This is a genomic window from Sulfuricurvum sp., from assembly GCF_030691015.1.
GTDB lineage: Bacteria > Campylobacterota > Campylobacteria > Campylobacterales > Sulfurimonadaceae > Sulfuricurvum.
On record NZ_JAUYFF010000002.1, the window covers coordinates 68,159 to 93,799 of the forward strand.

General features: G+C 45.0%; 29 protein-coding genes. 13 read left to right on the forward strand and 16 right to left on the reverse strand.

The window, feature by feature from the left end; genetic code table 11:
• Positions 1-10 precede the first annotated feature (10 nt).
• Positions 11-1,969, forward strand: coding sequence for an acetate--CoA ligase (gene acs, locus Q8O20_RS04020; RefSeq protein WP_305530082.1), 1,959 nt, complete (start codon positions 11-13; stop codon positions 1,967-1,969).
• 72 nt (positions 1,970-2,041) lie between these two features.
• On the opposite strand, the gene Q8O20_RS04025 is transcribed toward acs, so the two are convergent.
• Genes Q8O20_RS04025 through mnmH form a run of 5 tightly spaced genes read right to left on the reverse strand, consistent with a single transcriptional unit; the run spans position 2,042 to position 6,019 of the window.
• The gene (locus Q8O20_RS04025; protein ID WP_305530083.1) at positions 2,042-2,302 is read right to left on the reverse strand and encodes a heavy metal-associated domain-containing protein; all 261 of its coding nucleotides are present in this window, start codon (positions 2,300-2,302) and stop codon (positions 2,042-2,044) included.
• The gene (locus Q8O20_RS04030) at positions 2,290-2,898 is read right to left on the reverse strand and encodes a sulfurtransferase TusA family protein (protein ID WP_305530084.1); all 609 of its coding nucleotides are present in this window, start codon (positions 2,896-2,898) and stop codon (positions 2,290-2,292) included. The genes Q8O20_RS04025 and Q8O20_RS04030 overlap by 13 nt, the downstream gene beginning before the upstream one ends.
• Positions 2,895-3,986 (reverse strand): transglutaminase-like domain-containing protein, encoded by a 1,092-nt coding sequence (locus Q8O20_RS04035; RefSeq protein WP_305530085.1) that lies wholly within the window; start codon positions 3,984-3,986, stop codon positions 2,895-2,897. Before Q8O20_RS04035 ends, Q8O20_RS04030 begins: the two co-directional genes overlap by 4 nt.
• A 4-nt stretch (positions 3,987-3,990) precedes the next feature.
• Positions 3,991-5,025, reverse strand: coding sequence for a selenide, water dikinase SelD (selD, locus tag Q8O20_RS04040; protein ID WP_305530086.1), 1,035 nt, complete (start codon positions 5,023-5,025; stop codon positions 3,991-3,993).
• Positions 5,009-6,019 (reverse strand): tRNA 2-selenouridine(34) synthase MnmH, encoded by a 1,011-nt coding sequence (mnmH, locus tag Q8O20_RS04045; RefSeq protein WP_305530087.1) that lies wholly within the window; start codon positions 6,017-6,019, stop codon positions 5,009-5,011. Before mnmH ends, selD begins: the two co-directional genes overlap by 17 nt.
• An 81-nt stretch (positions 6,020-6,100) precedes the next feature.
• Between mnmH and Q8O20_RS04050 the strand changes: the two genes are divergently transcribed.
• Positions 6,101-6,628 carry a YaeQ family protein gene (locus tag Q8O20_RS04050; protein WP_305530088.1) on the forward strand — a complete coding sequence of 176 codons (528 nt, stop codon included), beginning with the start codon at positions 6,101-6,103 and terminating at the stop codon, positions 6,626-6,628.
• A gap of 98 nt (positions 6,629-6,726) precedes the next feature.
• Positions 6,727-7,449 (forward strand): ATP-binding protein, encoded by a 723-nt coding sequence (locus Q8O20_RS04055; protein ID WP_305530089.1) that lies wholly within the window; start codon positions 6,727-6,729, stop codon positions 7,447-7,449.
• 20 nt (positions 7,450-7,469) lie between these two features.
• On the opposite strand, the gene Q8O20_RS04060 is transcribed toward Q8O20_RS04055, so the two are convergent.
• The gene (locus Q8O20_RS04060) at positions 7,470-10,187 is read right to left on the reverse strand and encodes an EAL domain-containing protein (protein ID WP_305530090.1); all 2,718 of its coding nucleotides are present in this window, start codon (positions 10,185-10,187) and stop codon (positions 7,470-7,472) included.
• 154 nt (positions 10,188-10,341) lie between these two features.
• On the opposite strand from Q8O20_RS04060, the gene Q8O20_RS04065 reads away from it, so the two are divergent.
• The gene (locus Q8O20_RS04065; RefSeq protein WP_304738427.1) at positions 10,342-11,049 is read left to right on the forward strand and encodes a YebC/PmpR family DNA-binding transcriptional regulator; all 708 of its coding nucleotides are present in this window, start codon (positions 10,342-10,344) and stop codon (positions 11,047-11,049) included.
• A 39-nt stretch (positions 11,050-11,088) separates the two neighbouring features.
• Here the strand turns inward: Q8O20_RS04065 and Q8O20_RS04070 are convergent, their stop codons facing one another.
• Complete coding sequence (locus Q8O20_RS04070) at positions 11,089-11,745, reverse strand: lytic transglycosylase domain-containing protein (RefSeq protein ID WP_305530091.1); 657 nt, start codon at positions 11,743-11,745, stop codon at positions 11,089-11,091.
• Between the two features lie 135 nt (positions 11,746-11,880).
• On the opposite strand from Q8O20_RS04070, the gene Q8O20_RS04075 reads away from it, so the two are divergent.
• Positions 11,881-12,195 (forward strand): hypothetical protein, encoded by a 315-nt coding sequence (locus Q8O20_RS04075; protein WP_305530092.1) that lies wholly within the window; start codon positions 11,881-11,883, stop codon positions 12,193-12,195.
• On the opposite strand, the gene Q8O20_RS04080 is transcribed toward Q8O20_RS04075, so the two are convergent.
• Genes Q8O20_RS04080 through Q8O20_RS04090 form a run of 3 tightly spaced genes read right to left on the reverse strand, consistent with a single transcriptional unit; the run spans position 12,196 to position 14,481 of the window.
• Positions 12,196-12,831: an HAD family phosphatase gene (locus tag Q8O20_RS04080; protein ID WP_305530093.1), complete on the reverse strand. Its 636-nt coding sequence runs from the start codon at positions 12,829-12,831 to the stop codon at positions 12,196-12,198.
• The gene (locus Q8O20_RS04085; protein ID WP_305530094.1) at positions 12,828-13,757 is read right to left on the reverse strand and encodes a bifunctional 2-polyprenyl-6-hydroxyphenol methylase/3-demethylubiquinol 3-O-methyltransferase UbiG; all 930 of its coding nucleotides are present in this window, start codon (positions 13,755-13,757) and stop codon (positions 12,828-12,830) included. Before Q8O20_RS04085 ends, Q8O20_RS04080 begins: the two co-directional genes overlap by 4 nt.
• Before the next feature lies 1 nt (position 13,758).
• Positions 13,759-14,481, reverse strand: a complete 723-nt coding sequence (locus tag Q8O20_RS04090) for a hypothetical protein (protein ID WP_305530095.1) — start codon at positions 14,479-14,481, stop codon at positions 13,759-13,761.
• A 123-nt stretch (positions 14,482-14,604) separates the two neighbouring features.
• On the opposite strand from Q8O20_RS04090, the gene Q8O20_RS04095 reads away from it, so the two are divergent.
• Complete coding sequence (locus tag Q8O20_RS04095) at positions 14,605-15,147, forward strand: hypothetical protein (protein ID WP_305530096.1); 543 nt, start codon at positions 14,605-14,607, stop codon at positions 15,145-15,147.
• A 12-nt stretch (positions 15,148-15,159) separates the two neighbouring features.
• Here Q8O20_RS04095 and Q8O20_RS04100 read toward each other — a convergent pair whose 3' ends face one another.
• From Q8O20_RS04100 to Q8O20_RS04115, 4 genes are all read right to left on the reverse strand, one after another.
• Positions 15,160-17,286, reverse strand: coding sequence for a WD40 repeat domain-containing protein (locus Q8O20_RS04100; RefSeq protein WP_305530097.1), 2,127 nt, complete (start codon positions 17,284-17,286; stop codon positions 15,160-15,162).
• Between the two features lie 57 nt (positions 17,287-17,343).
• Positions 17,344-18,090 (reverse strand): arylamine N-acetyltransferase, encoded by a 747-nt coding sequence (locus Q8O20_RS04105; protein WP_305530098.1) that lies wholly within the window; start codon positions 18,088-18,090, stop codon positions 17,344-17,346.
• 16 nt (positions 18,091-18,106) lie between these two features.
• Positions 18,107-19,060 (reverse strand): 5'-nucleotidase, encoded by a 954-nt coding sequence (locus Q8O20_RS04110; RefSeq protein WP_305530099.1) that lies wholly within the window; start codon positions 19,058-19,060, stop codon positions 18,107-18,109.
• Between the two features lie 82 nt (positions 19,061-19,142).
• On the reverse strand, positions 19,143-19,856 hold the full coding sequence (locus Q8O20_RS04115) for a pirin family protein (protein ID WP_305530100.1): 714 nt from the start codon (positions 19,854-19,856) through the stop codon (positions 19,143-19,145).
• 114 nt (positions 19,857-19,970) lie between these two features.
• Here Q8O20_RS04115 and Q8O20_RS04120 point away from each other — a divergent pair, with 114 nt between their 5' ends.
• Together Q8O20_RS04120 and Q8O20_RS04125 are read left to right on the forward strand one after the other, a co-directional pair.
• Positions 19,971-20,861: a DMT family transporter gene (locus Q8O20_RS04120; RefSeq protein WP_305530101.1), complete on the forward strand. Its 891-nt coding sequence runs from the start codon at positions 19,971-19,973 to the stop codon at positions 20,859-20,861.
• On the forward strand, positions 20,858-21,271 hold the full coding sequence (locus tag Q8O20_RS04125; RefSeq protein ID WP_305530102.1) for a hypothetical protein: 414 nt from the start codon (positions 20,858-20,860) through the stop codon (positions 21,269-21,271). The genes Q8O20_RS04120 and Q8O20_RS04125 overlap by 4 nt, the downstream gene beginning before the upstream one ends.
• 99 nt (positions 21,272-21,370) lie before the next feature.
• On the opposite strand, the gene Q8O20_RS04130 is transcribed toward Q8O20_RS04125, so the two are convergent.
• On the reverse strand, positions 21,371-22,003 hold the full coding sequence (locus Q8O20_RS04130) for a TIGR02391 family protein (protein WP_305530103.1): 633 nt from the start codon (positions 22,001-22,003) through the stop codon (positions 21,371-21,373).
• Between the two features lie 294 nt (positions 22,004-22,297).
• Here Q8O20_RS04130 and Q8O20_RS04135 point away from each other — a divergent pair, with 294 nt between their 5' ends.
• The 3 genes from Q8O20_RS04135 (at position 22,298) to Q8O20_RS04145 (ending at position 23,697) form a co-directional block, all read left to right on the forward strand.
• Positions 22,298-22,579 (forward strand): DUF1330 domain-containing protein, encoded by a 282-nt coding sequence (locus Q8O20_RS04135; protein ID WP_305530104.1) that lies wholly within the window; start codon positions 22,298-22,300, stop codon positions 22,577-22,579.
• Positions 22,580-22,607: 28 nt separating this feature from the next.
• Positions 22,608-23,021: a GNAT family N-acetyltransferase gene (locus Q8O20_RS04140; protein ID WP_305530105.1), complete on the forward strand. Its 414-nt coding sequence runs from the start codon at positions 22,608-22,610 to the stop codon at positions 23,019-23,021.
• 145 nt (positions 23,022-23,166) lie between these two features.
• Positions 23,167-23,697: a carboxymuconolactone decarboxylase family protein gene (locus Q8O20_RS04145; protein WP_305530106.1), complete on the forward strand. Its 531-nt coding sequence runs from the start codon at positions 23,167-23,169 to the stop codon at positions 23,695-23,697.
• Between the two features lie 2 nt (positions 23,698-23,699).
• Here the strand turns inward: Q8O20_RS04145 and Q8O20_RS04150 are convergent, their stop codons facing one another.
• Positions 23,700-24,167 carry a methylated-DNA--[protein]-cysteine S-methyltransferase gene (locus tag Q8O20_RS04150; RefSeq protein ID WP_305530107.1) on the reverse strand — a complete coding sequence of 156 codons (468 nt, stop codon included), beginning with the start codon at positions 24,165-24,167 and terminating at the stop codon, positions 23,700-23,702.
• A gap of 115 nt (positions 24,168-24,282) precedes the next feature.
• Here Q8O20_RS04150 and Q8O20_RS04155 point away from each other — a divergent pair, with 115 nt between their 5' ends.
• Complete coding sequence (locus tag Q8O20_RS04155) at positions 24,283-24,846, forward strand: DNA-3-methyladenine glycosylase I (RefSeq protein ID WP_305530108.1); 564 nt, start codon at positions 24,283-24,285, stop codon at positions 24,844-24,846.
• Complete coding sequence (locus Q8O20_RS04160) at positions 24,831-25,637, forward strand: ABC transporter ATP-binding protein (protein ID WP_305530109.1); 807 nt, start codon at positions 24,831-24,833, stop codon at positions 25,635-25,637. Before Q8O20_RS04155 ends, Q8O20_RS04160 begins: the two co-directional genes overlap by 16 nt.
• Positions 25,638-25,641 lie beyond the last annotated feature (4 nt).

The following is a 25,641-nucleotide window of genomic DNA, read 5'->3' on the forward strand; positions in this document are numbered from 1 at the left end:
AGCCTTAACTATGAGTGATATCGTAAAACCGACTTTTCAACCGAACCGCGAGTTTGCTAAGAATGCCCGCATCAAAAATATGTGTGAATACCATGATCTTCAAACATGGGCAAATGAGGACTATGAAGGATTTTGGGCTCACTTTGCAAATGAAAAAATTGACTGGTTTCAACCCTACACTCAAGTGCTCGATGAGAGCAATGCACCGTTTTACAAATGGTTCGTGAACGGAAAACTGAACGTTGCTCACCAATGTATCGACCGTCATCTCAGCTCACGCAAAAACAAAGCGGCGATCATCTTCGAAGGGGATCGCGGTGATAAACAAATCATTACGTACCTTGAACTCTATTACAACGTCAATAAATTTGCAAACCTTCTGAAAAATGAATTTCATGTCAAAAAAGGGGATCGTGTCGTCATCTATATGCCGATGATCCCTGAAGCGGCGTACGCGATGCTCGCGTGTGCTCGTATCGGTGCGATCCACTCAATCGTTTTCGGCGGATTCTCGTCTGAAGCGTTGAAAGACCGTATCGAAGATGCAGAAGCAAAATTGGTCATCACGGCTGATGGTGCATACCGTAAAGATAAACCGTACATGCTCAAACCGGTAGTTGACCAAGCGATCGATGAAAAATCTCCGGTTGAAAAAGTCCTCGTGGTTGAGCGTAATAACGAAGATGTCACATGGGTAGCGGGACGCGACTATTCGTACAACGAACTGATCAAATCCCAATCAAGCGTATGTGAAGCCGAAGTTATGGATGCGGAAGACCCTCTTTTCCTCCTCTACACTTCAGGTTCTACCGGAAAACCAAAAGGGGTTCAGCACAACTCAGCCGGGTATATCCTCTGGGCGCAAATGACGATGGAATGGGTATTTGACGTCAAAGAAAACGACACCTACTGGTGTACGGCTGACGTCGGCTGGATTACCGGACATACCTATATCGTCTATGGTCCATTAGCCATGGGTGCAACGACAATCATGTTCGAAGGTGTACCGACTTATCCTGACGCAGGACGTCCGTGGAAAATGGTCGAAGAGTACAAAATCAACCAATTCTACACCGCTCCGACCGCGATCCGCGTATTGCACAAAATGGGTGAAGATGAGCCGGCTAAATACGATCTCAGCTCTCTTAAAGTCTTAGGAACCGTCGGTGAGCCGATCGATCCTCCGGCATGGAAATGGTACTATGAGGCAGTCGGCGGAAGCAAATGTGCGATCGTCGATACGTACTGGCAAACGGAAACGGGAGGACATATCGTCTCTCCATTGCCGGGTGCAACGCCGATCAAACCTGCGTGTGCGACATTCCCGCTTCCGGGTATCATCGCCGAAATCCTTGATCCTCAAACGGGTATCAAAGTCGAAGCAGGTGAGGCGGGTTATATGTGTGTAACCCGTCCTTGGCCGTCAATGATTCGCGGAATCTGGGGCGATCCTGAGCGTTTCGTGAAATCGTATTTCGGTGATGTCAAAAAAGACGGACAGCCGGTATACTTCACGGGTGACGGTGCAATCTACGACGAAGACGGATACATCACCATCACAGGACGTACCGATGACGTTATCAACGTCTCAGGTCACCGTATGGGAACCGCAGAAGTTGAAGCGGCTTGTAAAAAACACCCGAACGTTGCGGAAGTAGCCGTAGTCGGTAAACCGCACGATATCAAAGGTGAGGGAATCTTCGCCTACATCGTTCTCAAAAGCGATGACACCGTCGGTGAAGAGATGGAGATGGTCAAAGAGATCAACAAAGTGATCATGAAAGAGATCGGTAACATTGCTATCTGTGATGATATCGTTTTCGTACCGGGCTTGCCGAAAACCCGTTCAGGAAAAATCATGCGCCGCATCCTTCGCTCTATCGCGAAAGGTGAAGCGATCACTCAGGATATCTCGACTCTCGAAGATCCAAGTATCGTTGCTACTATCGAAGCAAAAGTTAAAGGGTAAGTTTTACCCGCTCTCCCGTCATCCCGCACTTGATGCGGGATCTATCCCTAAAAAAATATTTGCTAAACGTTTTTATTTTTGCACGGCAGCACTATACCCTGTCTGTGCCACAGCATCCTGCATCATCCGAAGCGTAACTTTATCATCTGCTATAACTATCGCACTCTCGTTTTTGAAATTCACTTTCGCCTCTTGAACTCCTGAGACACCCATTAGCGCTTTTTTGACCGCCAGTGTGCAGGCGATGCAGTGCATTCCGTTGATATGGAGCTTCCACTCTTTGGCATACGCTAGAGACGCTAACAGAAGCAATCCTAAGACTATTCTCCCCATATCAATACCTCATAATAGGGATAGAAGAGGGCGGCAAGGCTAAAGAGAAACAATCCCCAAAAAAGGATCAGTAGGATTTTGGAGGTGAGGCTCGGGACACAATCGCATTCGATCTGTTTTTTGATCACCATTTGATAAAATCCGATACTCAGCATCAAGACGGCAAAGGCGGTAAATAGCCACCGATAACTGTTGAGTTCAGGAACATTGATAACCCCGGCGAAGGAGATCCCGAAGACCATAAAAAGGGTCGGAATGATGCAACATGAGGCGGATAGAAGCGCCGTGATAAGTGCGCCGAACAGTACGAATACCGCACTGCGTCTCTCTTGTTGCATCATTACATCGACGGGGTTCTCCTCATCGTTCTCAACGTATCCTCTCCCTTTAACGACAGTGAGGCGTGTCGCTCCATCATTGAGAGTCTCTTCGGTAAAGGTGCAGTGCTGTGAGAGGGCGAACCGTTTGCAGTTTTCCCGTCCGCTGAGGGTGTTCACCTCTACGGCGAGGGTCGCATCTTCAGGGAGGGCATCGAGAGCTTTCTTCGTCTCCAGTACGGGACGCGGGCAATCCATATTACGGCAATCGAGGATCATTTAGCCTCTTTTGTGGAGCGGATGGTATAACGATAGCTTTTCGGCTCAAAAGGGTCGAGGTATTCTCCGTCCACTTCGGCGTACGGGTAGCCGAATGAGTCGAGAGTGCCTTGGGTATTGGCGGGGTAGAGGTCAAAGTCGCGGGCGTGGTTGAGTGCCATCCAGTTGTTCTCCCAAAAGCCGAAGAATTTGTTTGCCAGTTCAATCGCGCGGGGGGAGTTTTTATCAATCCCCTCTTTGAGTACCAGTTTGGTGATATCGGCGGGATCGCACGGTATCCACCCCATATTCGGGATAAAAAATTCTACTTTGCAGTGTTGCGCTTTGGTGATATCTTCGCTTGCCCCGAATGCAGGAGAGAGGCGTGAGGCTCCGACACGAATCCCCATCACTTCCCGTGCGGGGATACCAGAGGCGCGCATCAGCGCGACGCAGAGAGCCGACATATCGAGGCATTTACCTCCCATGCGACCATCCCGTTCGAGTTGGGAGAGCATAGCGTTGGGGCTTCCGACACCGCACCCGTGGACATTTTCATCACGGTAGCTGTTCTCCACAATCCAGTCATAGATTTTACGGGCTTTTTTGAGAGGATTTTTTTCTCCTCCGACGATGAGCTTGGCAACTTTGGCAACGGCTCCGTCGGTAGGGATATGGGCGGAGGGGGCTAAAAATGCTTTGGCATTTTCCATTTCATCAGGACAAATACGTTTAGGACGGAAATCGCATTGACGATCCCTCAGTGCTACGTTCATTGAGAGTTCGAGTGTTTTACTCACGGCACTCTTCTCCCAAAGGGCATAAAAGGTACGGGCGCCGTAACGGTTGTGGTCGCTCTCGAAATGGGTCTCTGCCTCGGTTGAATCTCCTAGCTCGATAAGGCGCTGAAATCCGCTGATATCAGAGGGGAGGGGAACCCATAGGGCGCACGCATTGGCGCTGTGGTGGGAGAGATCAAATTTCCAGCTGAGTTTATATACCGAAAGTCCCTCTTTGAGCGTCAGTGTCGAAGAGGCGGTGAGAAAAGAGGGAGTAAGGCATATCGCCCCTGAAACAGCGGTAATTTTAATGAATTCGCGTCGGTGCATGGTCTTATCCTACAATAATATCGGTATCGGTTTTAGCGATAACCTGTGCGACAATCGCTGAGGGTATCCCTTCGTTAAGAGAACGTTCTACAATACGGCGGGCATTTTCAGGAGTCGCAGCGATCAAAAGTCCCCCTGATGTTTGCGCATCAAAAAGGATCATCTCCAGATCGGCTCCAATTTCACGTTTAAAGTATACCTTGGATTCCAGATATTCTTTGTTAGCATAACTTCCCGCGGGGATAATTCCCATCGATGCCATCGGCAACGCTTCGGCGAAAAACGGGACGGCGGAACTCTCCACCTCGATCGATTTTGTCCCTCCGCTCATCTCCGCTAAATGACCTAAAAAGCCGAATCCCGTCACGTCGGTACACGCGTGAGCATCAAACTCCCGTGCTATAAGGGAGGCTTTATAGTTGAGGGTACGCATCGTCTCGGCGACCTTCATCACGGTAGGCTCATCCAAGAGGTCAGCTTTGATTGCAGTGATCAGAATCCCCAGACCCAACGGTTTGGTGAGGACGATCAAATCCCCTACATGGGCTGTGTTGTTACGGAGGATTTTATCGGGATGGACGAATCCGGTGCATGAGAGACCATAGAGCATCTCAGGGGTTTCGATCGTATGCCCCCCCACGATCACCGCTCCGCACTCTTGCGCTTTGCTTTGCCCACCTCTGAGAATCTCGGTTAGCACTTCAGTGGGGTGGTTTTTGCCGTCAAATCCGACGAGGTTGAGGGCGGTTTTCGCATCGCCCCCCATCGCGAACACGTCGCTCAGAGAATTGGCCGCCGCGATTTGACCGTAGATGAAGGGGTCATCCACGACGGGGGTGATAAAATCGACCGTCTGTACCATCGCGAGGCTCTCGTTGATCCGATAAACCCCCGCATCCTCATTCCCCTCAAATCCGACGAGAAGATCTTTGTGAAACGATTTCAGATGGCAGGTGACGTTTTCGAGCGAGCCGGGGGAGAGTTTGGCGGCGCATCCCGAAGCACGAACGAATTTTGTAAGCTTAGCGCTGTTGTTCATCTTGAATTCCTCTCAGAATGTCGAGTGTTTTGAGCGGGTCATCGTTATGGATGCTCATATCGGGTTTGATCGTCACTTTGTAGACTTTGTCGTAATACTGTGTCAGCAATATTTCAGAAACACGGGGGAGATCACCGTTTAGAAATGCGGCGATAGCGGAACCTTTATCGTCACGGCTGATGTAGGGGGAGATGCGCTCCATACGTTCCATAAAAAAAGGCTCATCCATCGTGTCGTACATCCGCATGATCCGCTCTACTCGTTGTTCTATGGGTGCTGTGATCTCAACGCGAAACCCCGACTCCATCTGTTTGTAAAGGGGCGCGGGGAGCATAATCTTTCCGATCCGTTTGCTTTCGGCTTCGACAAAAGCACTTTGAGTTCGATTTAGAGAAAGAAAGGCGTGCATTAGCCGATTTTGGAACTCTTTTTGGGTGGGTTGCGCCCCGTTGACATCGCCGAATACCGAACCGTAATGGTTGGCCATTTTTTCAAGATCGATCACGTTGTCCAGTTCATTCAAGAGGTCGCTTTTCCCGCATCCCGTATTTCCGCCAAGGGTAATAAAATTGAGGGGAGGGAGGTCTTCCAAATATCCGGTTACAAAGGTTCGATAGGATTTGTACCCACCGATAACACGGTCAATCCGGTACCCTATATCGGATAAAATCGTTCCGAGGGATGAGGAACGCATACCTCCGCGCGCGCAATAGATCGCTATTTTTGAGTTTGGGGTAAATGTCGGATAGATAGCATGTATATGACGGGCGGCGTTGAGGCAGACAAACGATGCCCCCTGTACCCGTGCTTCAAAAGGGGAGATTTGTTTATAAGTGGTTCCCACTCGGTGATGTTCTTCGTCGCTGAGCGCATAAAAATTTTGCGCTAAGGGAATATGAGATTCATCGTATTCATGAGGGCTTCTGGCATCTATGATGAGGTCATAGCCATGTATGGATTCTAAAAAGGTTTCAATCGGTATGGTTTGTATCATTTCGGATTTTACCATTTATCCGCTAATAGCTCCATTATAAGCCCCCTTATGCCATAATCCCACACTTACAAGGGAGTTCACATGGCGGCAGGTTCAACGATCTATAAAGTACAACTTAGTATCGCCGATATGGATCGCAACTACTATGAAACCCATGAGATCACGATAGCCCAGCACCCCTCCGAGACCGATGAGCGACTGATGATCCGTCTCGCGGCCTTTGCCCTTAACGCCTCCGAGCGACTGGTCATCACCAAAGGGATCGGCGGAGACGACGAACCCGAACTATGGGAGAAAGATTACAGCGGTGACATCGTGCTGTGGATCGATTTGGGACAGATGGATGAGAAACGGTTGCGTAAAGCGTGCGGACGAGCGGAAAATGTGATCGTCTACACCTATAACCTCAAAAGCGCTACCGCGTGGTGGAGACAATACGGCGCGGCGTATGAGCGGTTTAAAAATCTCCGTGTGATCCATTTGCACTCCGAGGAGATCGAGAAACTGTGTGAGCGCTCCATGCGTCTGCAATGTAATATCAGTGATGGAGAGCTCAGCTTTCACAGTGAACAAGGAGATGTTACGATAACGCAAGAGGAGTGGCAATAATACGTCACAATTCTCTACATCCGATGCTCCTTTAACTCTAAATCTGTTACCTTTAGCTATACTTATCCTACTATTATTTCACCTTTACGGATAAACCAATGAAACGAAAAATCGGAAAATTTAAAAGTTCTATCGCGACTCTCGAACTGCAAGATCGTGTATTATGCGAGAATACCCTCATTTTGGCGGAGCCGGGTTCAGGAAAAACTCATTTGGCAAATAAAATTCGTGAATTTGTCATTGACAGCGGTATTCCGACCCTCTATCTTGACTTTTCCAATCCGACACCGGATCAGGTAGAAGAAAAATTCAAAACCAGCAGCGATTTTTACTATATGTGTTTTAATGAAACGGATGAGTTTAACAGTGCACTGGATCAGGCTATAGCAGAGCGCAAAAATATTTATATGGCGGTAAGTCCTTCGTTTTTTGCGAGCAAACGGGATGTCAAAAGCAAGCTTTCCCAAATGATGCAAAAACGGGAACTTTTGGATAACTATTACTATATTATGCAAGAAATTGCCAGTCTGGAAGGATTTTACACCAAATTCGAAGACTTTATTTTTTACATTTTTGATCTCGTCAATCTCAAAAAATTCGGCCTTACCTTTTTGGCACAGCCTCATGAGATGTTTGAAAACCCGCGTATCAAGCTTTTGTTCTCGTTCCTCTTCGTCGGACGTTGTTCAAACGCGTATTACTACAACACGACAATGCTGCGCTCAATGGCTACCAACAGCTTTTTGTATCAGCACCGTGTTGATAACCGCTCTCTTTTGTTCAACAACATTCAAAGCGATATTGTCTTTATCGACGAGTAACTCTTTAACACTACGAAACGTTAAAATGCATATTTGTCTCTAAACTCTTTAAAAGCTTTTTTGGGGAGAGGTTTGGAAAAATAGTACCCCTGTATCTCATCGCATTTTTCTTCACGAAGATAGTTGAGCTGAGCAATCGTCTCTACTCCTTCGGCAATAGTTTGTAATCCGAGACTTTTTGACATACTGATGATAGCGGAAACAATCGCTTTATCTTCGGGATCGATATTGATATCTCGGACGAATGATTGATCGATTTTTAGTTTGTAAATTTTAAATTTTTTGAGATAGCTTAACGAAGAGTGCCCCGTTCCGAAGTCATCGATGGACATTCGTATCCCTTTGGTATGAAGTTCATTCATTGTATTGATTGCTTTTTGAGGATCATCCATCGCGATACTTTCGGTCAACTCAAGTTCTAAATACTCCGGCGGCAATCCCACATCTTCAAGGATAGCGGCAATTAGAGCAGGTAAGTTCGAGGAGCGAAACTGTACCGCTGAGAGGTTCACCGCCATAATGAGCGGTGAATATCCTCCATCCATCCACTCTTTCGCCACTTTGATTGCGGTGTGCAGTACCCACTCTCCTATCGATAAAATCATTCCGTTTTCTTCGGCAATCGGAATAAATTCTGAGGGAGATATGCTTCCGAGTTCAGAATGATTCCAGCGTAATAGCGCTTCAGCGCCGATCACGGTACCTTTTTGGGTTGAAAATTGAGGTTGATAGTGGAGTTCAAGCTGGTTGCGCTCTAGTGCATATCGGAGTGCATTGCTAAGTTCAAGATTTCGGACAGAGTGGCGCTGCATCTCCATCGTGAAGAAACAAAATCTGTTTCTACCCTCTTTTTTTGCTCTGTACATGGCGGTATCGGCATTTTTATAGAGGGTTTCAAAATCATTTCCGTCATTCGGATAAAGGGCAATACCGATAGAGCTGCTGATGCAGAGTTCATGTTCATTGATAGGGAACGGTTCTTGGAAGGTATTCAAAAGTTTCTGGGCGACTTGGGTTGCTCCATCAACTCCGATATTAGGAAGTAAAATAATAAATTCATCTCCTCCGAAGCGGGCGATGGTATCTTCTTCTCTCAGGATCATTTTGAGCCGTTTGGAGGCTTCGATCAGTAAGCTGTCTCCACAGCTATGCCCTAACGTGTCATTGATCGTTTTGAAATGATCGAGATCGAGAAACATAACCGTGAAGGCAATCTCATTTCGTTTCGCCAAACTTAGCAGATATTGGATTCGATTGTCGAGTTTTAAACGGTTTGGAAGACCGGTAAGTTCATCATAGTTAGCTAGATATTGAATTTGCTTTTCTGCTTTCACACGTGCCATCTCTTTTGAAAACAGCTCCAATGCAAAACTGATGTCCATTGCCATCTCTTCTAGGAGTTTTTGTGCGGCGTCATCAAAGGCATTTTTCTCTTGTGCATACAGGGAGAAAACACCTACGACTTTTCCTTCACGTGTTAGCGGCAGTGCGGCTGAAGAACCCCACCCGTACTGTTTCCCCCTCTCATGCCATGGGGCTGTTGTAGGATCATTTTGAAAATCTTGACACCAGAACGGACGATTTTCATGGAATGCACCTCCTGTCGGACCGTGCGTCTTAGTAATATCCGTCGAATCGGTTGAGATGGTGAACCCTTCGAGATAATCGGTTCCCTCCCCATGACAACTGACAGATTTGAGAGAGTTGGATGATGGATCGAGCATACCGATCCAGGCCATTTTCATCCCTCCAAAATCGATGGCATCGCGACAGATGAGAGGGAAAAGTTCTGCTTCACTGCTTGAACGGACGATCGCTTGATTGCATTGACTAAGAGCCGCATAGAGATTTTTTAACCGTTCATTTGTCGTGAGTAGCTCTTTGAGCTTTTGTTGTGTTTCGCTTAGCCATCCCAAAATACTCTCTTGGCTTCCGTATTTTAGAGTAATGGGGTGTGAAAAGTCTCCACTGCCGATATGCATTATATGGGCATGTACATCTTCGAGAGAGCTTCCCAGTGTTGTTTGCAATGTTTTGTGGAGGCGCCAGAGCATAATGAATAAGAATATCCCCATAAGGATAAAAATGATTCGTAAAATGAAAGCGGTCGTTTCAGCCGAATGAACCGCTGCTGAGGTACGAGCATTCATTAAATCGTAAAACTCTCCGATCGGAGACATAATAGTGAGTTTCGCTCGGTGATACGCCGCATCATGAAGGAGTGCAAAAGCTTTTTCCGCATGGTTCGATTCAATGAGCTTCATTGCTCTGAATTCGGTTTGTGTGAGTGCATCCGAATTGTTTTTGGCTTCGGAGAGTTTGGCAAATTCGGCTTCGGTAAATCCTGCTTGACGCATCATCTCTATTAGGGGAATCGATTGGGTACTAAGCGGTCGTGGGCGGGTATTATTCAAGCCGACTAGATCCCAGTAGATATTTTGATAAGTGAGAGGACGGGGCTTTTTACCGTTGCGGATATCGAGAATCTCTTCGTAGTGTTTTTTGTACAGAGGATTTCCGGTAGCAGCATAGGTGCGGATCATTCGGGTAAGATCATCCGATGATTGGCGAAGTTCATCGGCAAGGAGAAAAGAGTGTAATCGCATTTCATTGGCTCGATCGATCCGTTTTTCGGCAGCAACATAGATAACGAATGAGATAATCGTAAGTATCAAAATAGCAACACTCTGCCATAGATTTTGTCTAAAAGGAGATGCAATATAGGTTGGAGAGGACATATCCACCTCTGTCTGTTATGGATTTTAGTGTTATTCTTATAGGATAGCATAATTTCAAATAAACATCGTTGTACAGTGGAGTATGAGTTGTCTAAATCGTGCAAAGAGGCTATAATTCGACAATTTTTTAAGTTGATGTGAGGGAGCATACCGTATGGGAAGAGCGTTTGAATATCGTAAAGCGGCAAAAATGAAGCGCTGGGGGAATATGTCACGCGTATTTCCAAAATTGGGGAAAATTATCACGATGGCGGCAAAGGAGGGCGGGGAAGATCCCGATATGAACCCGAAACTCCGTAGTGCGATTTTGACGGCAAAAGCGCAAAATATGCCAAAAGATAATATTGATGCAGCGATCAAACGCGCCAGCGGTAAAGATGCTATTTCATTAGCGGAGATGAATATCGAGGGGAAAGGGCCGCATGGAGTACTCTTTTTTGTAGAGTGTGCTACCGATAATAACGCACGAACCATTTCCAATGTCCGTACGATTTTCGGCCGTGCCAAAGGGGAAACTCTTAATAACGGCTCCCTCGAATTTATGTTCAGCCGTAAAGCGGTGTTCCGATTTCCAAAACCTGCCATGGATTTGGAAGAGCTTGAATTCGCACTCATAGATGCCGGAATCGACAGTATCGAAGAAGAAGAGGGCGAAGTGAGTGTATACGGTGAATATACCGCATTCGGAGCGTTGTCTGCTGAACTTGAAAAGATGGGGATTATACCTGATAGTGCCGCGTTAGAGCGTATTGCGAACTCTCCGGTAGAGTTTAGCGATGAGCAAATGGCCGATATCGAAAAACTGATCGATAAACTCGAAGAGGACGATGACGTCCAAGCTGTTTATACGAATATCGGATAATCACGACTTCTTGCCTCTTCGAGGTAGGAAATGTTTAAACTATTCTCCTCTTATTTCTTCATCCTTTTTTGAATAATGAATTTTTGCATCCAATAGAAGTGTTTTGGCAAAATGGGCTTTTGCTCCTGAGGGGAAATGGGGATCTTTGAGCAAAACAGACATTTTTTTGCTTCCATTTTTTTGAATCATACGATGTAGTGTCCCCTCTCCCATCGCATACGCAAAATCAGCTAAATACCAGTTTCCAAACTCATTTTTAAGGTATTTTATATAGCGAATGGCTGCCTCTGTGGAGCGATCGATGTTTAGTCTCTCATCCTTCTTTTTCGTCACACTAAGACCAAAATTACGTGCGCTTTGTTTGCTAAATTGCCATAATCCTGCCGTACCGTATCCATGGGATGAGGGGTTGAATTTGGACTCAGCATAGGGGATGAGGGCAAAAAACGGAGGGATTCCCGCATCTGCAAATTTGGCTTTGATACGCTCTAACTCTTCTGTCGTTACTTGATAGCGTTTATAAAGCGGAGAGATCGTTCCCCGATACCGATCGAGCGTATTATCTAATACTGCCGTATCGAGAAGGGACTCTTCACTTTGGAGCGATTGCAAAGAGAGATTGATCGCTTCTACGTCACTGCGTCCAAAGAGCTCTATAGAAAAGAATACAATAAATAAATAGAGGATACGTATCATGTTGCACCTTTTTACATAAAGGGAACATTGTAGCATGCTCGCGTTAATGAGACAAATAACGGTGTATAATACATTTTATACGATCGGTATGGTATATTCGCTTTATGATGAATGTTCGAGAAGAGGTACATAATAATGCAGGGAACGAGAAAAAAAATCATTAGATTTGCGCTAGATTATGATATTGAGGATATTAATACCTATGCAGGCTATAAGGGTGATTTAGTCGTTAAAATCGTCTCTAAAGATATCGATACTATTGCCGAAATACAACGTTACGCAAACGAATCGGATATTTTGGATGTTGTAGTAAAACATAATCCGCACCTTATGGTCTATGAACTCTTTTGTGTCACCGAAGATAAAGAGGCTTATCATCTAAAAGATGAAAAGTTTCAACACAAAGAACATAGCAAGCATGATGTATGGGATAAAACCAGAAATAATTAATCAATTTAGCAATAATCCACCCAAATCACGGAGTGAATCGATACGATAGGTCGCGGTACTAAAATCATGGCTTGCCGTAAAATTATTTTTGACGATCACACAGTCGATTCCGGCTCTCACCGCCGCCGTTAGTCCCCGCTGTGAATCTTCAACGACGATCGCTTCACCTGTGTGAGCACCAAAGAGTTCCAGCCCTTTGAGATAAGGATCGGGATGGGGCTTTGCCCTCGGATAATCTTCTTCACAGAGGATAAAATCCATATAGCGGGTGAGCTTTTTTTTGTGATGAATCAGCTCGAAATCGACCCGTCGAGAGGTGGTGACAATCCCCATGCGGTAATCTTTCGAGAGTTCACGGATCACCTCTTCAACCCCCTCTATGTAGATATCTTCAGTACGGAGATAGTGCTGATAATAGCGGCTTCGACGTTCTCTGGCACGGTTAATCTCTTCTAATGTCACACCCCTCTGTTGCGCGAGTTCCCACCAGTTCCCCCCGTGTTTCATCAACTCCAGATAATACTCCAGCTCCAGAGTGACCCCCAGTTCTTTCATCGCTTTCTCATTGGCACGAAAATACCAAAGTTCTGTTTCGACGAGTACGCCGTCATTGTCAAAGAGGATAAACTGCTTCATAGTCCGATTTTTGTCGCTGTGAGGAAGAGATAATCTTTTCCCGTTACCGTTGCTCTGAACTTCTTTTGCTGCAAATATTTTTTGCAGTAGTAGATATCTTTGATGAGGATCGACATCTCCGAATAGGGATAGTTCGGTGCTTTGGCACCATAGATCATCTCTCCGCTCATCCATCGGCAATTCGGGAATCCCAAAATCATTGCTCCATCGGGGGTGAGATACTCTTGTACCAGCGAAGCAAAGAGGGGTTTAAACTCTAAGCCGCTGCTTTGGAGGGTTCCGATCGTGATGATGAGGTCATATCGTCCCAGATTCAGTGAGGCGAGATCGTTGATGTCGTGGGCATAAAAAGTGGCATTCCCTTCACTGAATCGCTCTTGAGCCACCGAAATGGCACTCTGCGAGTGGTCGATCCCGACAAGTTCAATATTCAGATATTCATCACGAGGCACAAGCGTTCGGATGAGGTCAAACTCATCCCCCGTATTGATCCCAAGATTGAGTATCCGTTGACGTTCTCCCACTTTGACACTTTGAAGTGCTCGTACATAGGGACTCAAAAATGCGGGCTCTTCATTTTTATGGATGGCTGCAAAACGAGACGTCGTGCCGTACTTCTCCTCTTTCTCCTCAGAATGGTGGAAGGAGTCGCTGAGGTCGAGTTTTTCGTAGGTGATTTGCACCGTGTATTCCGAGAGCGACTTCGGGGTCAGCATTCGGCAAAACAGCAGTTCACCCAAATCGCTCCACGCTTTGTAGCTGCGGTAGAGATAGTCGGTATCGCCGTAGGAGAGGATCTCTCCTGCATAGCGTCCGCGCCCGAGATCGGGGTTGAGTACTTCGAAGGTGATTGTATTGGATTCTATGAGAGCTTCGTGAGCCCATGCGAGGATAGTACTGAGAGGTTCAGAGGTAAATTGCTTCACATTATTCCATCATAAAAAGGTTGTTACTGCGATCGCTTAAATCGATAAAGAGCCCTTTTAGCTCTCTATCAAACGTCATGACGTACACATCGGCATTTTTGAGGTTGAGTTGTTTGAAATGATCCAGAAGCACTCCATCCGCCACATTTTTACCGTGATCGCATTTGGTAAAGTTGAACGATTTGAGGGTTTTACCGTAATCGTAGAGGTTGGCTTCCCACTCATCTTTAAAGAGATAAAGAGAGTCAGGGTTGGCGGCAATGTAGATATGGTGATCGGGGATGGCGTATTTGTCGATCAGGTCGTTAAAGATCGGACCGATATTGGAAAAATTCTCAATATCCCAAAACAGGTAGGTGTCAGTGGCAGAACTTTTTTTCTCTTTATTAACGAGGGTAAGGCGCTTGGCGATGTTAAAATGGTTGTGGGCAATGTCATTGGTGAGTTCGATACTGTTTTTGAGTTTGAGGGCATCTTCGGTGTTGAATCGGAGTATTTTTCCCAGCTCGATATAGAGTTCCAAATCTTCGAGCTCCTGACGTGATCCCCCTTTTTGATAATAGCCCAATGCTCTGAGTTTGGAAGGAGAAAAGAGGAGGGTGATTTTAATCTGTCGTCTGGATGCAAATGCTTTGGTGACACACTCATACACTCTAAGTGCCGCTTTGGTCTGGGGCATCTCTATCGAGCCGTATTCACGGCCGTTTATACTGATTTTTTGCATCCATACCCTTTTGTCCCTATTGGCTGCCATTTTACCGATTGGAGCTTAGAGTCTACTTCTATAAAATTTTTAGAGAACGATTTTTGCTTGTCAAAAGTATTACTTATTTAGCAGGAGATTATTATGAACGTAGCCTCTGTTTCCAGCTTATCGTTTGGTGGCGTGTCTGACGTTACCAAAGATGAGAGCGTCAACCAAGATTATATGGCGTTGATTGCGCAGTTTTACCACGCCGAAGAGTACAAAAGCCGTGATGAAGTGAATGCCGAAGATGGTGAACTCGGAAAGTTCAAAGATGATCTTCTGACTAAAGGTGCCGCTGTTTTTCTCAAAGAGCTTAACGAAGAGAAGATTGAAGCGCTGGTTGAAGAGTACCGTCAAAAACTTCTCAAAGAAAAAGCTGAGAATCCCGATAAACCGATGGATATTAACCAGATGGTGAGCGATTTTAAAAAACAGCTGCTTGAAGAGCTGATGGAAGCGCAAAAAACCGAAGAACAGAATAAACCGGCTCAGAATACCTCCTTGATGAGCAGTGATATTCTCAAAAATATTCAAGCTACACGCAACGATGAACAAACAACTGAGTTGGCAGAGATCGGATTTTTGGAGCAAATGTTAAGTTCATCCAATACGCAGGCGAAGAAAAACGGCGAAAAAATCTAATCGGTTTTGAGATTAGGCAATTTTACTCGGAAGGACACTGAGGTGTGAGACCCAATGATCTCTGTTTTTAGGCATGAGGTGTACTTGTGTCAGATCGGGAGTAATATTCTTACGCTGTGCTTTTTTGAGTAAATTACGCAGTTCCGTATCGATACCGAACAGATCACAATAGGTGAAAACTCCCGAAGAAAAAGTTTCCGGATCTGTTTTGAGGAGTCTTTTTAGCTGGACATGATACGCCGTTCGTAAAATATCGCCCAGTCGTCCTTGACGCTGCGGAAGAGTTATAAGGCCTGAGAACTCTTTTTTGAGAAAGGTGATGTTTCCTTTGATCGCATAGTGTTCTGCTTGGGAGAGTTTTTCATTCCACCTTGTGTTAAGTTCTTCTCCCCATGGAAGTATTAAGAGTTCAGGATGGGAATCGATGAGTCGATAAGCCGAACGCCAATGCTCATTTGAAATAGCATGGTTTAGATTTTTTGCCAAGGTAAAAAGTTTTTTGAGTTGGGCATATTCGGATTCGTAGTGAACCATCTCTTTTAATTCGTTCAAAAGCAATTCAGCCTCTTCCAATGAGCGTTCATTCAAAGCTCTGGCGACAGCAGTGACAATTTCTCCGGTATTTTTGATAAGGTTAAGGTAGGAGGGAAATTTTCGAAGCAGAGGGAAGTTTTGAGTAATAGTTTTGAGCTGAAAGTAGTTTTTTGTCTGAATCGCTTTGGAATAGCTTATGAGGATAGCCGAATTTTGCAGGAGTAACAGGATAAAGGGTCGTTTAGAACTGACGGAAGAGAAGAGATGCAGTTCCTCTTGGATCTCTTTCATTTTATTGAGAAACATCAGCTTTTGAGCTTTTGAAAATTTCTCTGTCCAAAGTTTTTCCACTTGAGCGTAAAGGGTCGTCTCTTGTAGAAGGGGGTACTGCTCCGCATGACCATAGAACGCCGATAACTTTTTTTGCTGAAAAAGGAGGGTAAAACGATCCATAAAAGAGTAGGCTTTAAAGAGTTCCGCGATCTCTTTTGTTTTTGCGGCGTTGAACGGTTCTAAAACACGTTTGGCCTCTTCGGTCATTTTTTTATTTAAGAACTCTTTTGCTTTTTTCATGTGTTCGGCATAAATTCGCTCAAGCACTTGGTAAAGATCACTGTGAATCAATAACGGTTCATTTGCGCAACAAAGATAGGCTGAGGCATACCTTTTGGCTCTAATCAACTCTTCAAGGTGATCAAACGGCTGAAGATCGAATTTCAACAACTCTTTGTTTTTATTTCCGCTCAAAAGATAATCATTAATAACGCACAACGAAGTAAGGGGAGATTTGAGTTCTCGGTACCGTTCTTGAATGACTTTAAAGGTATCGCCGTTGATAAGGGTTATATAGGGTAAATCGGAAGCGACGATGATAAAGGGTTCAGGCCCTATTCGGCGCACATATCGGATGTTTTTATGGGATGTTCCGAGGCGTTGGTTAGGGAGGAGTCCGTTTCGATCGATCTTAATCAGCGTTCCTTCCTGATTCCCCACAATTACTGAACTGTTATAAAGCAGTAGAGCCGTATTTTTTAAATATCCGGGAGTAAAGCGTTTCATAACATTCTGAGTACGATAGTCCGTCACGACGATACTTCCGCCGTATCCCGATGTGGCTAACGTCATCCCCTCAAACGTTAAGGCCGAGACATAATTTGTTTTGGGTTTCGAATACATAGCACTGTACTCGGGAAAAGAGTGGAGTCTGGCAATCAGCGTACTGGAATCGCTTCGCCACATCAATACTCTCCCCTGATCGGTTCCGCAGACGCAATAAAGGCCATCAGGCGAGAAAGAGATAATCGTAGGAGACTGCTGGTCAAGATCAAACTGCATAAGCACTTTTTTCTCATTTAAATCTATCAGATTAAGAGAATGCGCCTTATCGCTTCCAAAGAGGAGACGATCGTGTTGAGGGTCAAACGCGCAGTAGAGGGTATCATTTTCGGGGATATTCGGACGAAAGATTCGGGTTGACTCTTTGCTGGAGAGATTGTACATATAAATAGTGTTATCTTGCGTAACAAGACCGACATTGGGATACTGTAGCGGTTGTATCAAAACAATCGGAGAATCAAACTGCGCCAAACACGTTTTTTGAGGCATCCCTATGAGCCTTTACAATCAATTTATACTAGAGTATAACATATTTAGTGGTGAATATCAGGTTAATCCGAAATGCTCATTTGCAGCTTTTGCGTAATCCACTATGGTCTCATCTGTGGAACCGTTTTCGATAATTTTGAGCGTATCGTTGAGGAGAATTTTGCGTCCTTTTGGTGTTTGGATAACGGCAAGCTTCTTTTGGGTGAAAATAGTATCGGGGTGCGTCGCGTTGAAATAGTTGGCGAGGCTAAACTCGATCCACTCCTGAGCGGCGAGAGAAAACCCGTATTGAAGCGACCATTCATCATTGACCCAAGAACTCAAAACGTATTCATTGTTGCTCAGTTCCAAGCGGAACCGATCCCCGTTCTGCTCGGCTATTTCTCCGTTTTGAATGTGAATCGGTTGACGCAGACCGTATCCTCCAAACCCGCTGTCACAGAGATAATGTTCGCCATCGATAGTGACGATGACGACGAGGTGGGTTTTAGGACGACGCGAGGGGTAGAACATCGGACGCGCCCCCGCGAAATACCACTCATATCCGATCGCCGTGAGTGCCATGGCAAAGAGTCCGTTGACTTCGTAGCAGTACCCTCCGCGCCCGTGAGTAACGATTTTAGTCGTGATCTCTTCAGGCACCATCGAGGGGATTCTACCCGCTTGCACCTCGGTATTCTCAAACGGAACCGATTGGAGCTGTGCGCTCATAATCGCCGTGAGGGTTGCGAGGTCGGGACGGGTTTCACCGCTGTAGCCGATGCGGCGGAGGTAGTCGGGGAGGGAGAAATTGGATGCGGTCATGGATGAGCCTTTCACATTATTGTGTATTGAGTAATGAATCGCTGTAATAGGGGACTTTTCCGGAGGGGACATCTTGGGATGCACTGTCGAGATGAACATCCTGATCGTCAAAAAAGATATGGGGTTTGAACGCTTTTAGCACACGGCTCTTTTCGACTCCGCCGAGAAAAAACGCTTCATCTACGTAGACACCCCATTCACGCAATGTTTTGATTACCCGCATTTCCGCAGGAGAGTTGCGTGCGGTGACAATGGCAATACGAATAGGGGAATATTCGACGCGAATGGGGAGACGGTCTTGCAAGCGTGAAAGTTTTTTAAGCAGTGTGGCATAAGGGCCTTCTCCCAATGGAGTATTTTGTGCCGCATCTTCGGCGGCATGAAACGCTTCGATACCGTGCTGTTTGTAGAGGAGTTCACTGCTTTCATCAAACAGTACCGCATCTCCGTCGAAAGCAATACGTACTTGACCTTCGGGGATTGAACCCATGTGTTTGGGCGGTGCTTTAACGACAGCGGCGGCACACGTTCGGCTATCGATCACTTGCTGTGCATCGGCACTATCGGTTGTGAGGAAAAGATCGACATCAAATGCATCGAGATAATCGACAACGGTTTCCCCCGCCGTAAATGCCGAGCGTGAGATCGGCAGGTTCATCTCTCTTACGGTATGGAGCACCCGTAAACCTGTTTCAGGGCTGTTGCGTGACATGATAACCACTTCGACGAGCGGGGTATCTCCCGATTTCCGATAACGGTTGAGTTCAAGGAGTGCTTTGACAAGAGGAAATCCCGTCCCTACTTTCAGCGGAATATTTTCCCGCTCCGACATGTATTGACGGTAGACTTCGATTGCGCTGTCGGGATCATTTTCATACTGTATTTTGAAGACTCGATCTTCTTCCGAGAGATCGAACAATGCCGTTGCGGTGATACCGACGACGAGGGTATCGGAGAGATCAAGTGCCATAGAAAATTCCTGCAACTATTTTAGGAGATTGTATCCAATATTATTGTGATTCGGTGGAGATATCGAAACAGTACGTTAATCGTTACCTCTCACTAATAGAGATATCAAACAAAAGTACCTGTGAGTTCTGTAATGCTTCGATAGTGTATGTTCCCTCCTGAGTGATTTGTATCTCATCCCGACGGTTTAGCACGGTGCCGTCTATGGTGATTTGACCCTCGATGACGAGGAGTAACAGCCCCCGATTTTTTTCCATCTTTGGAGTCTCTAGTTTTTCTCCGTTCTCTAATGAAGCGATAGAAATTTGGGCGCTTTGACGGATTTGGATTGAATGATCCCTCCCATCACCCGAAACCAGCGTATGCCATCCTTTGGTGTTAGTGAGTGATCTGAAATCACGTTGTTCATAGCGTGGCGCATATCCTTGTTTATCCGGGTGAATCCAGATTTGAAAGAGCTCGGTATCTTCTGTATCCGTCGCGTGTTCGGAATGATATATGCCTGTACCTGCCGACATATACTGTATCTCTCCGGCATGGATGATTCCGTGATTTTCTTCTGAATCGCGGTGCTCGAGTGCCCCTTTGGTGACAAGTGTAACGATTTCCATATCACGGTGCTGATGCATACCAAAACCTGTTCCGGCTTGGACACGGTCATCATTGATCACCCGCAGGACACCAAATCCCATCCGTTCACGGTTATGATAGTCGGCAAATGAAAAGCTAAAACGGCTAGAGAGCCATCCAAGTTCTGAGATACCGCGCTCATCGGCACGATGAATGATAGGTGACACGAGGAGACCTTTTTAAAGATAGGTTTTAGCTCTAAAATATACGCCAAGTTAGTAATAATGTCAAGTGAAATTTATTTCATCCCTCTCAAAGCCAAAAAGTAGCACAATCACGCCATGAAAAAAGAAGCTTCTAATATCTATTTGATCGGTATGATTGTCGCGATGCTCTTTTGGGGGTTTGCGTGGACAGCGGGGAAAGTTGCGGCGGAACACTCCAATGCCGAAGTCGCCGCTTTTTGGCGTTATGCGATTTCGTTTATCAGCATCATCCCTATCATTTGGTATTTAAAAACACCCCTCAAAACCGATAGAGCAGGTCTGATGTATATGGTGATTGCGGGGGTATTAACATCGCTCTTTAATTATCTCTTTTTCGCGGGACTTTCGCACGGCGATGCGGGCTACGGTGGGACGATGGTAACGTCGCTCGCCCCGATCATCACCTATATCCTCGCTATCTCGTTTTTGGGAACCAAGGTATCCATGCGCCAAATCGGCGCACTCTCTATCGGTATTTTCGGAGCGTTGATACTGCTTCGCGTACCGTTTGACGGGTTTGCGTTCTTGAATGTCGATAGTGCTTATTTTCTTGGATGTGCGGTTGTGTGGGCGCTGGTGACGGTGGTCTCACAAAAAGCGGCGGATCGTGCGCATCTGATGTTTTACACGTTGGTCGTTTTCGGTATCACGACGTTTATCAATATGCTTTTTGCTCTGCCGCACCATCCATTTGATTTTGGTGCATACGATGAGGTGTTTTGGTGGACGATCCTCTTTATCGGGGTTATTCCGGGGACGTTTAGCACGGCGCTTTATTTCGTTTCGGCAGGGAAAGTAGGGGCGCACCGAACGGGGGTATTTATGTTTATCGTCCCCGTGGGGGCTATCGTGTCGAGCTGGGTCGTATATGGCGAGACATTGGCTATTTCGACACTTTTTGGATGTTTGTTGGCGTTTGCGGCGGTGATGCTGTTTAATATGAGAAAAGCGAAAGGAGCTACGTGAGTATTTATGCTTTGCAATCTCCGGCAGGCGGGTTTTTGGATGAAGATCTAAATCATTTTAATAAAGTTTTTGATGATTGGTGCGTACAGTTTGATAATTTTGAGGATGCTGCCACCATTGCGAGTACATTGGATAAGAAAAGATATTCTGATGTCGTCGAAATCACTCCTCTGAGTTATCCTAAGTATTTTTTTCATAATTTACAAGGGATAATACATGCGACACGTGAAGTAGAGGGGAATATTGTCTGCATTGTGGAACCTTTTATGGGATCGAATTTTCGTATTGCGGTTTGTAATTTGGAAACAAAAACGGTGAGATTAACGGCAACAAAGTATAAAAATACGATGAGCGTCGAAGGTGCATTTGCGAACTTTACGATCAAAGATGACAAGGATTCTGAAATCTAGATCAAGATCGGGTCATCAAATAGGAGAATTTGCTGGTTTGTATGCTTTCAAACAGACTTTGAAGATTGAATACCTGACCCCTAATCTTCCTTTTTTAATTTAACAAGATGTTTTCGAAATTTCGGCATCTTCGATAATCTTTAGTAAATCGCTAGCAACAGCTATTCTATCAAACGCAGCTACAAAATCCAATGCAATATCGCGATGTGAACTTGAGTTTCGATAAAAACTAAATGCTCCTGTAATGTAATTAAGTAAAGCATTTTTTTCTGATTTTGGTAGTTTATGATTAGTTAGAATACCATCATCAGGATTGAAAGCTTTTTTTAATAATCGTTCACCAAATATGTCAGACGATGCCCCAATTTTTTCCCGTGTAATGACTTCAATTGCTTTGAATGCTTGCATAACTGCACTATCAAACTCGCCACTTTGTAAAAGTGAGAAGCACTTTTTAACAATCAAAGGATGTATGTAACTTTCTGGCATTACAGCATATTTTTCTATAACCTTGCGAAACTCACGTTCAGGAATTCTAAAACCTGTTTTCGTTGGAAAAAATTGTTCTTCTCCTTCCTCATCATAACCACGTTGAAATTGTCTAATATCTATATGAGCAGTTGGACTCGCTTTGTATTTTACACGTGAAAATCTAACTGACTTATAGCCAGAGCTAGTTTCACCAATTACTTTTTGGAATTCAATTTTTGCTTCTATTTCTGTGTTTGCCATTCTTTTTATTTCTTTGCTGTAACGTATTTTTAAGAGAGGTATAGAATTGATAGATTTTACACCATTTCTCTTAAAAGATTTCCGCAAACGCTTTAATGGCAGGTTCGATTTCCTCCATCTCGAATCCACCGAACCCCATCCGCATCACATCCCATTCTCCTCCTGAATATTCTTTTGCAAAATAGAGTTTGATCCCCGCTTGTAGAGGGGCTAAATTTACCGAAAGAGCGGTACGATACTCTTATCAAAAACATAGAAGAGCAAAACGATTCAGCTGATATGAGGACAATAAATATGAGTGTTTATGTTATAGGGCAAATCCGTATCGCCGATCAGGAAAAGTGGAATGACTATAAAAGCCAAGTGCAGTCAACGCTTGTACCTTATGGTGGAAAGGTTCTAGTGAGGGGAACCTGTATCAATTCATTCGTGGGTACTACGGACTATCCTGATGTAGTAGCCATTGAATTTGATTCCATCGAAAAAGCAAAAGAATGGTATCACTCTTCCGCCTATCAGAGCATAGTCCCGATCCGTGAAAAAGGGGCGGAAATCATTTTGCACGTGTATGGATGATCCTTATAAAAAAAACAGGAGAAAATGAATGTTGATTACCTACCAAATAACCCCCAACCTATCAACTGAAGATTTTATCGACATCCTCAACCGTTCCACATTGGGCGAACGCAGACCTGTCGATGATATGGAGTGTATCGAGAGTATGATCAAAAATGCCGACATCATTGTTACGGCGGTTTTGGATGAGAAAATCGTAGGGGTGGCACGTGCCGTTACCGACTTTAGCTACTGCTGCTATCTGTCAGATTTAGCAGTCGATGCGAGCTTTCAACATCAGGGGATCGGTAAAAAACTCATCCAAAAAGTACGCGAACAGTTAGGGGCTAAATGCAAACTGATTTTGCTCTCTGCACCTGCAGCGGCAGAATATTATCCCAAAATCGGTTTTACTCAACACCCCTCGGCGTGGGTGTTGGAGAGTACGAAAGAAATTTTATAAAATAGGGATAGTTATGTTTATCATCTCACTCACCTACATTAAATAGTCTCGTATGAGATCACGAAATTCACTCCGATTTGAAAGAATAACTAAGATTGATAGTCTATAATGTAGCCCTAAAATTTTTACGAATTAAAGGACATTAATGGCACATATAGCATTACCCGAATTTGAAGAGATGTCTCCTTCGATTCAAGATAAAGCCCGACCTATTTTAGAGAAAACCGGTAAACTCGGTGAAATTTTTAAACTCTTGGCATTGGATGAAAATATCTATTTGGCAACAGATGGGATGGTTCAACGTTTTTTACTGAATGAAACACATCTCTCCTACGATATCAAAGAGTCAATAGCCCTTTTGATATCCAAAGAGAACGGGTGCAAAATGTGTGTCGATGTCCATAAAGGGATCGCTAAAATGCTTGGACTCTCCGAACAGCGGATCGAAGAGGTGCTTGAGGGGGTAGAGGCTATTACGACGAGTGATGCCGAAAAAGCACTTCTCAATTTCTGTATCAAAGCATCCAAAAAAGAGAACTATAAAATTCTCAAAGAAGAGATTGATGCGCTTAAAGCCTTAGGATACACGGACGTACAGATCGTCGAAGCCGTCTCTATTACCGGATATTTTAACTATATTAATACCCTTTCCAACGTTTTCGCTCTGGGGCAATAACCCTAGAGAGCGAATTTTTCTTCTAACTCCAACAAAAACTTTTTTTTCTCTATTCCTCCGCTGTATCCGCCGAGTCCGCCGCCGCTGGCGATAACACGGTGGCAGGGGATGAGGATTGCGATAGGGTTTCGTCCGTTGGCATTGGCAACGGCGCGGATCGCTTTTGGATGTCCGAATCTTTGCGCTTCATTAGCATAGGAGATTCTCTCTCCATAGGGAATTGTGCATAGCGTTTCCCAAACCCCCTTTTGAAACGGTGTCCCCTTCGGAGAGAGGGGGAGGGTGAAAGTTATCCGTTTCCCTGTGAAGTATTCGTGCAATTCTTCTTCCAATCGGATCAGGAGTGGCGTATCGGAGTTTTGGATTAGCTCGGACTCGTTAGTGAAGTCTAGCGAGGTGATTGCATTCTCATCGGCAGCAGCTATCATTTTGCCGATGGGGGTATGAATGAGACGAATATAGTTTTTCATTCGTAAATTATAGTGATGTTTTGTCAATACGAGGAGAGTATTTCATTTCGCCATAAAAAAGGGTTGTTGCACTGTTTATGCTATGATATTTTCAATGGAAAGAGTGGAGATAATAATGTCTGTTTCACGTTGCGGATGGGTTAAATTGAGTGATCCTGTTTATGTCGCCTATCACGATGAAGAGTGGGGCAAACCTTTGCATAATGATCGGGATCTTTTTGAACTTTTTTGTTTGGAAACACAGTCGGCAGGTTTGAGTTGGCTGACGGTACTGAAAAAACGAGAAGGGTATCGGGAAGCGTTTGATGGATTTGATCTCTCATCAGTAGCTTTGTATACCGATGCGGATATCGATCGTATTCTAAGGAACGGAGGCGTCATTAAAAGCCGTCCGAAAATCGAAGCGATAGTCTCCAATGCCAAAGGGTTTTTAGAGATTCAAAAAGAGTTCGGCTCTTTGGATAACTATTTTTGGGGAAAAGTCGACGGGAATCCGATAATGAATAATGTTCCTGATTATAAAACGGCAGCATGTAGGTCAGAGATTTCTGACAGGGTGACTAAAGAGCTCAAAAAACGGGGCTTCAAATTTATAGGCTCAACTACTCTCTATGCGTTTATGCAAGCGAGCGGGATGGTCAATGATCATGAGAACGGATGTGTATGCAAGAACGGATAAATTCGATAGTTTTTTTTGAAAATGTGGAGCTTCGGTACGATAATCTCCCTGTCCTTACAAATATTTCACTCAAGATTGAGCAAGGGGAACACTGTGTCATTTTAGGGGCAAACGGTTCTGGGAAATCGACCCTCATTAAGCTCATAAATTGTGAACTTTATCCCTCAATTATCCATGAGCCCTTTAGACGAGAGATATTGGGCGAAGAGCGATGGGTCGTATCCGAACTGCGAAAATCTCTGGGAGTTGTGACGAACGAGCTGCATACGCGCTTTGCGTTTGAGAGAGGGGAATTAAACGGTTTTGAGACGGTCATCAGCGGTTTTTTCGGGACGTTAGGACTGTTCGATCATTTATCGATCGATTCGGATCAGATAGCGGCGGCTGAACGCGCTATGGAGCGATTGGGAATCCAACATCTGCATGCGAAGCGTTTGAGTGAGATGTCGACCGGAGAATTGCGCAAATGTATCGTTGCTCGGGCGCTGGTACATCCGGTCAAAGCTATACTGCTGGATGAACCTACCGTGGGACTGGATATCAAAGCACAGCTTGATTTTATAGAGATGATGCGTTCCCTTGCTAAGGGTGGCACAACAGTGATTTTGGTAACACACCATATCGAAGAGGTATTTGAAGAGATAGGAAAAGCAGTGTTGATCAAAGAAGGGAGTATCTACGCATCGGGAAAGAAAGATGAGGTGCTAAATAGCGTAAATTTGTCGGAAATATTCAATACATCGCTGGAAGTACAAAAGGAACGGGGGCGTTATTCGATACGTCCAAAATAAATAT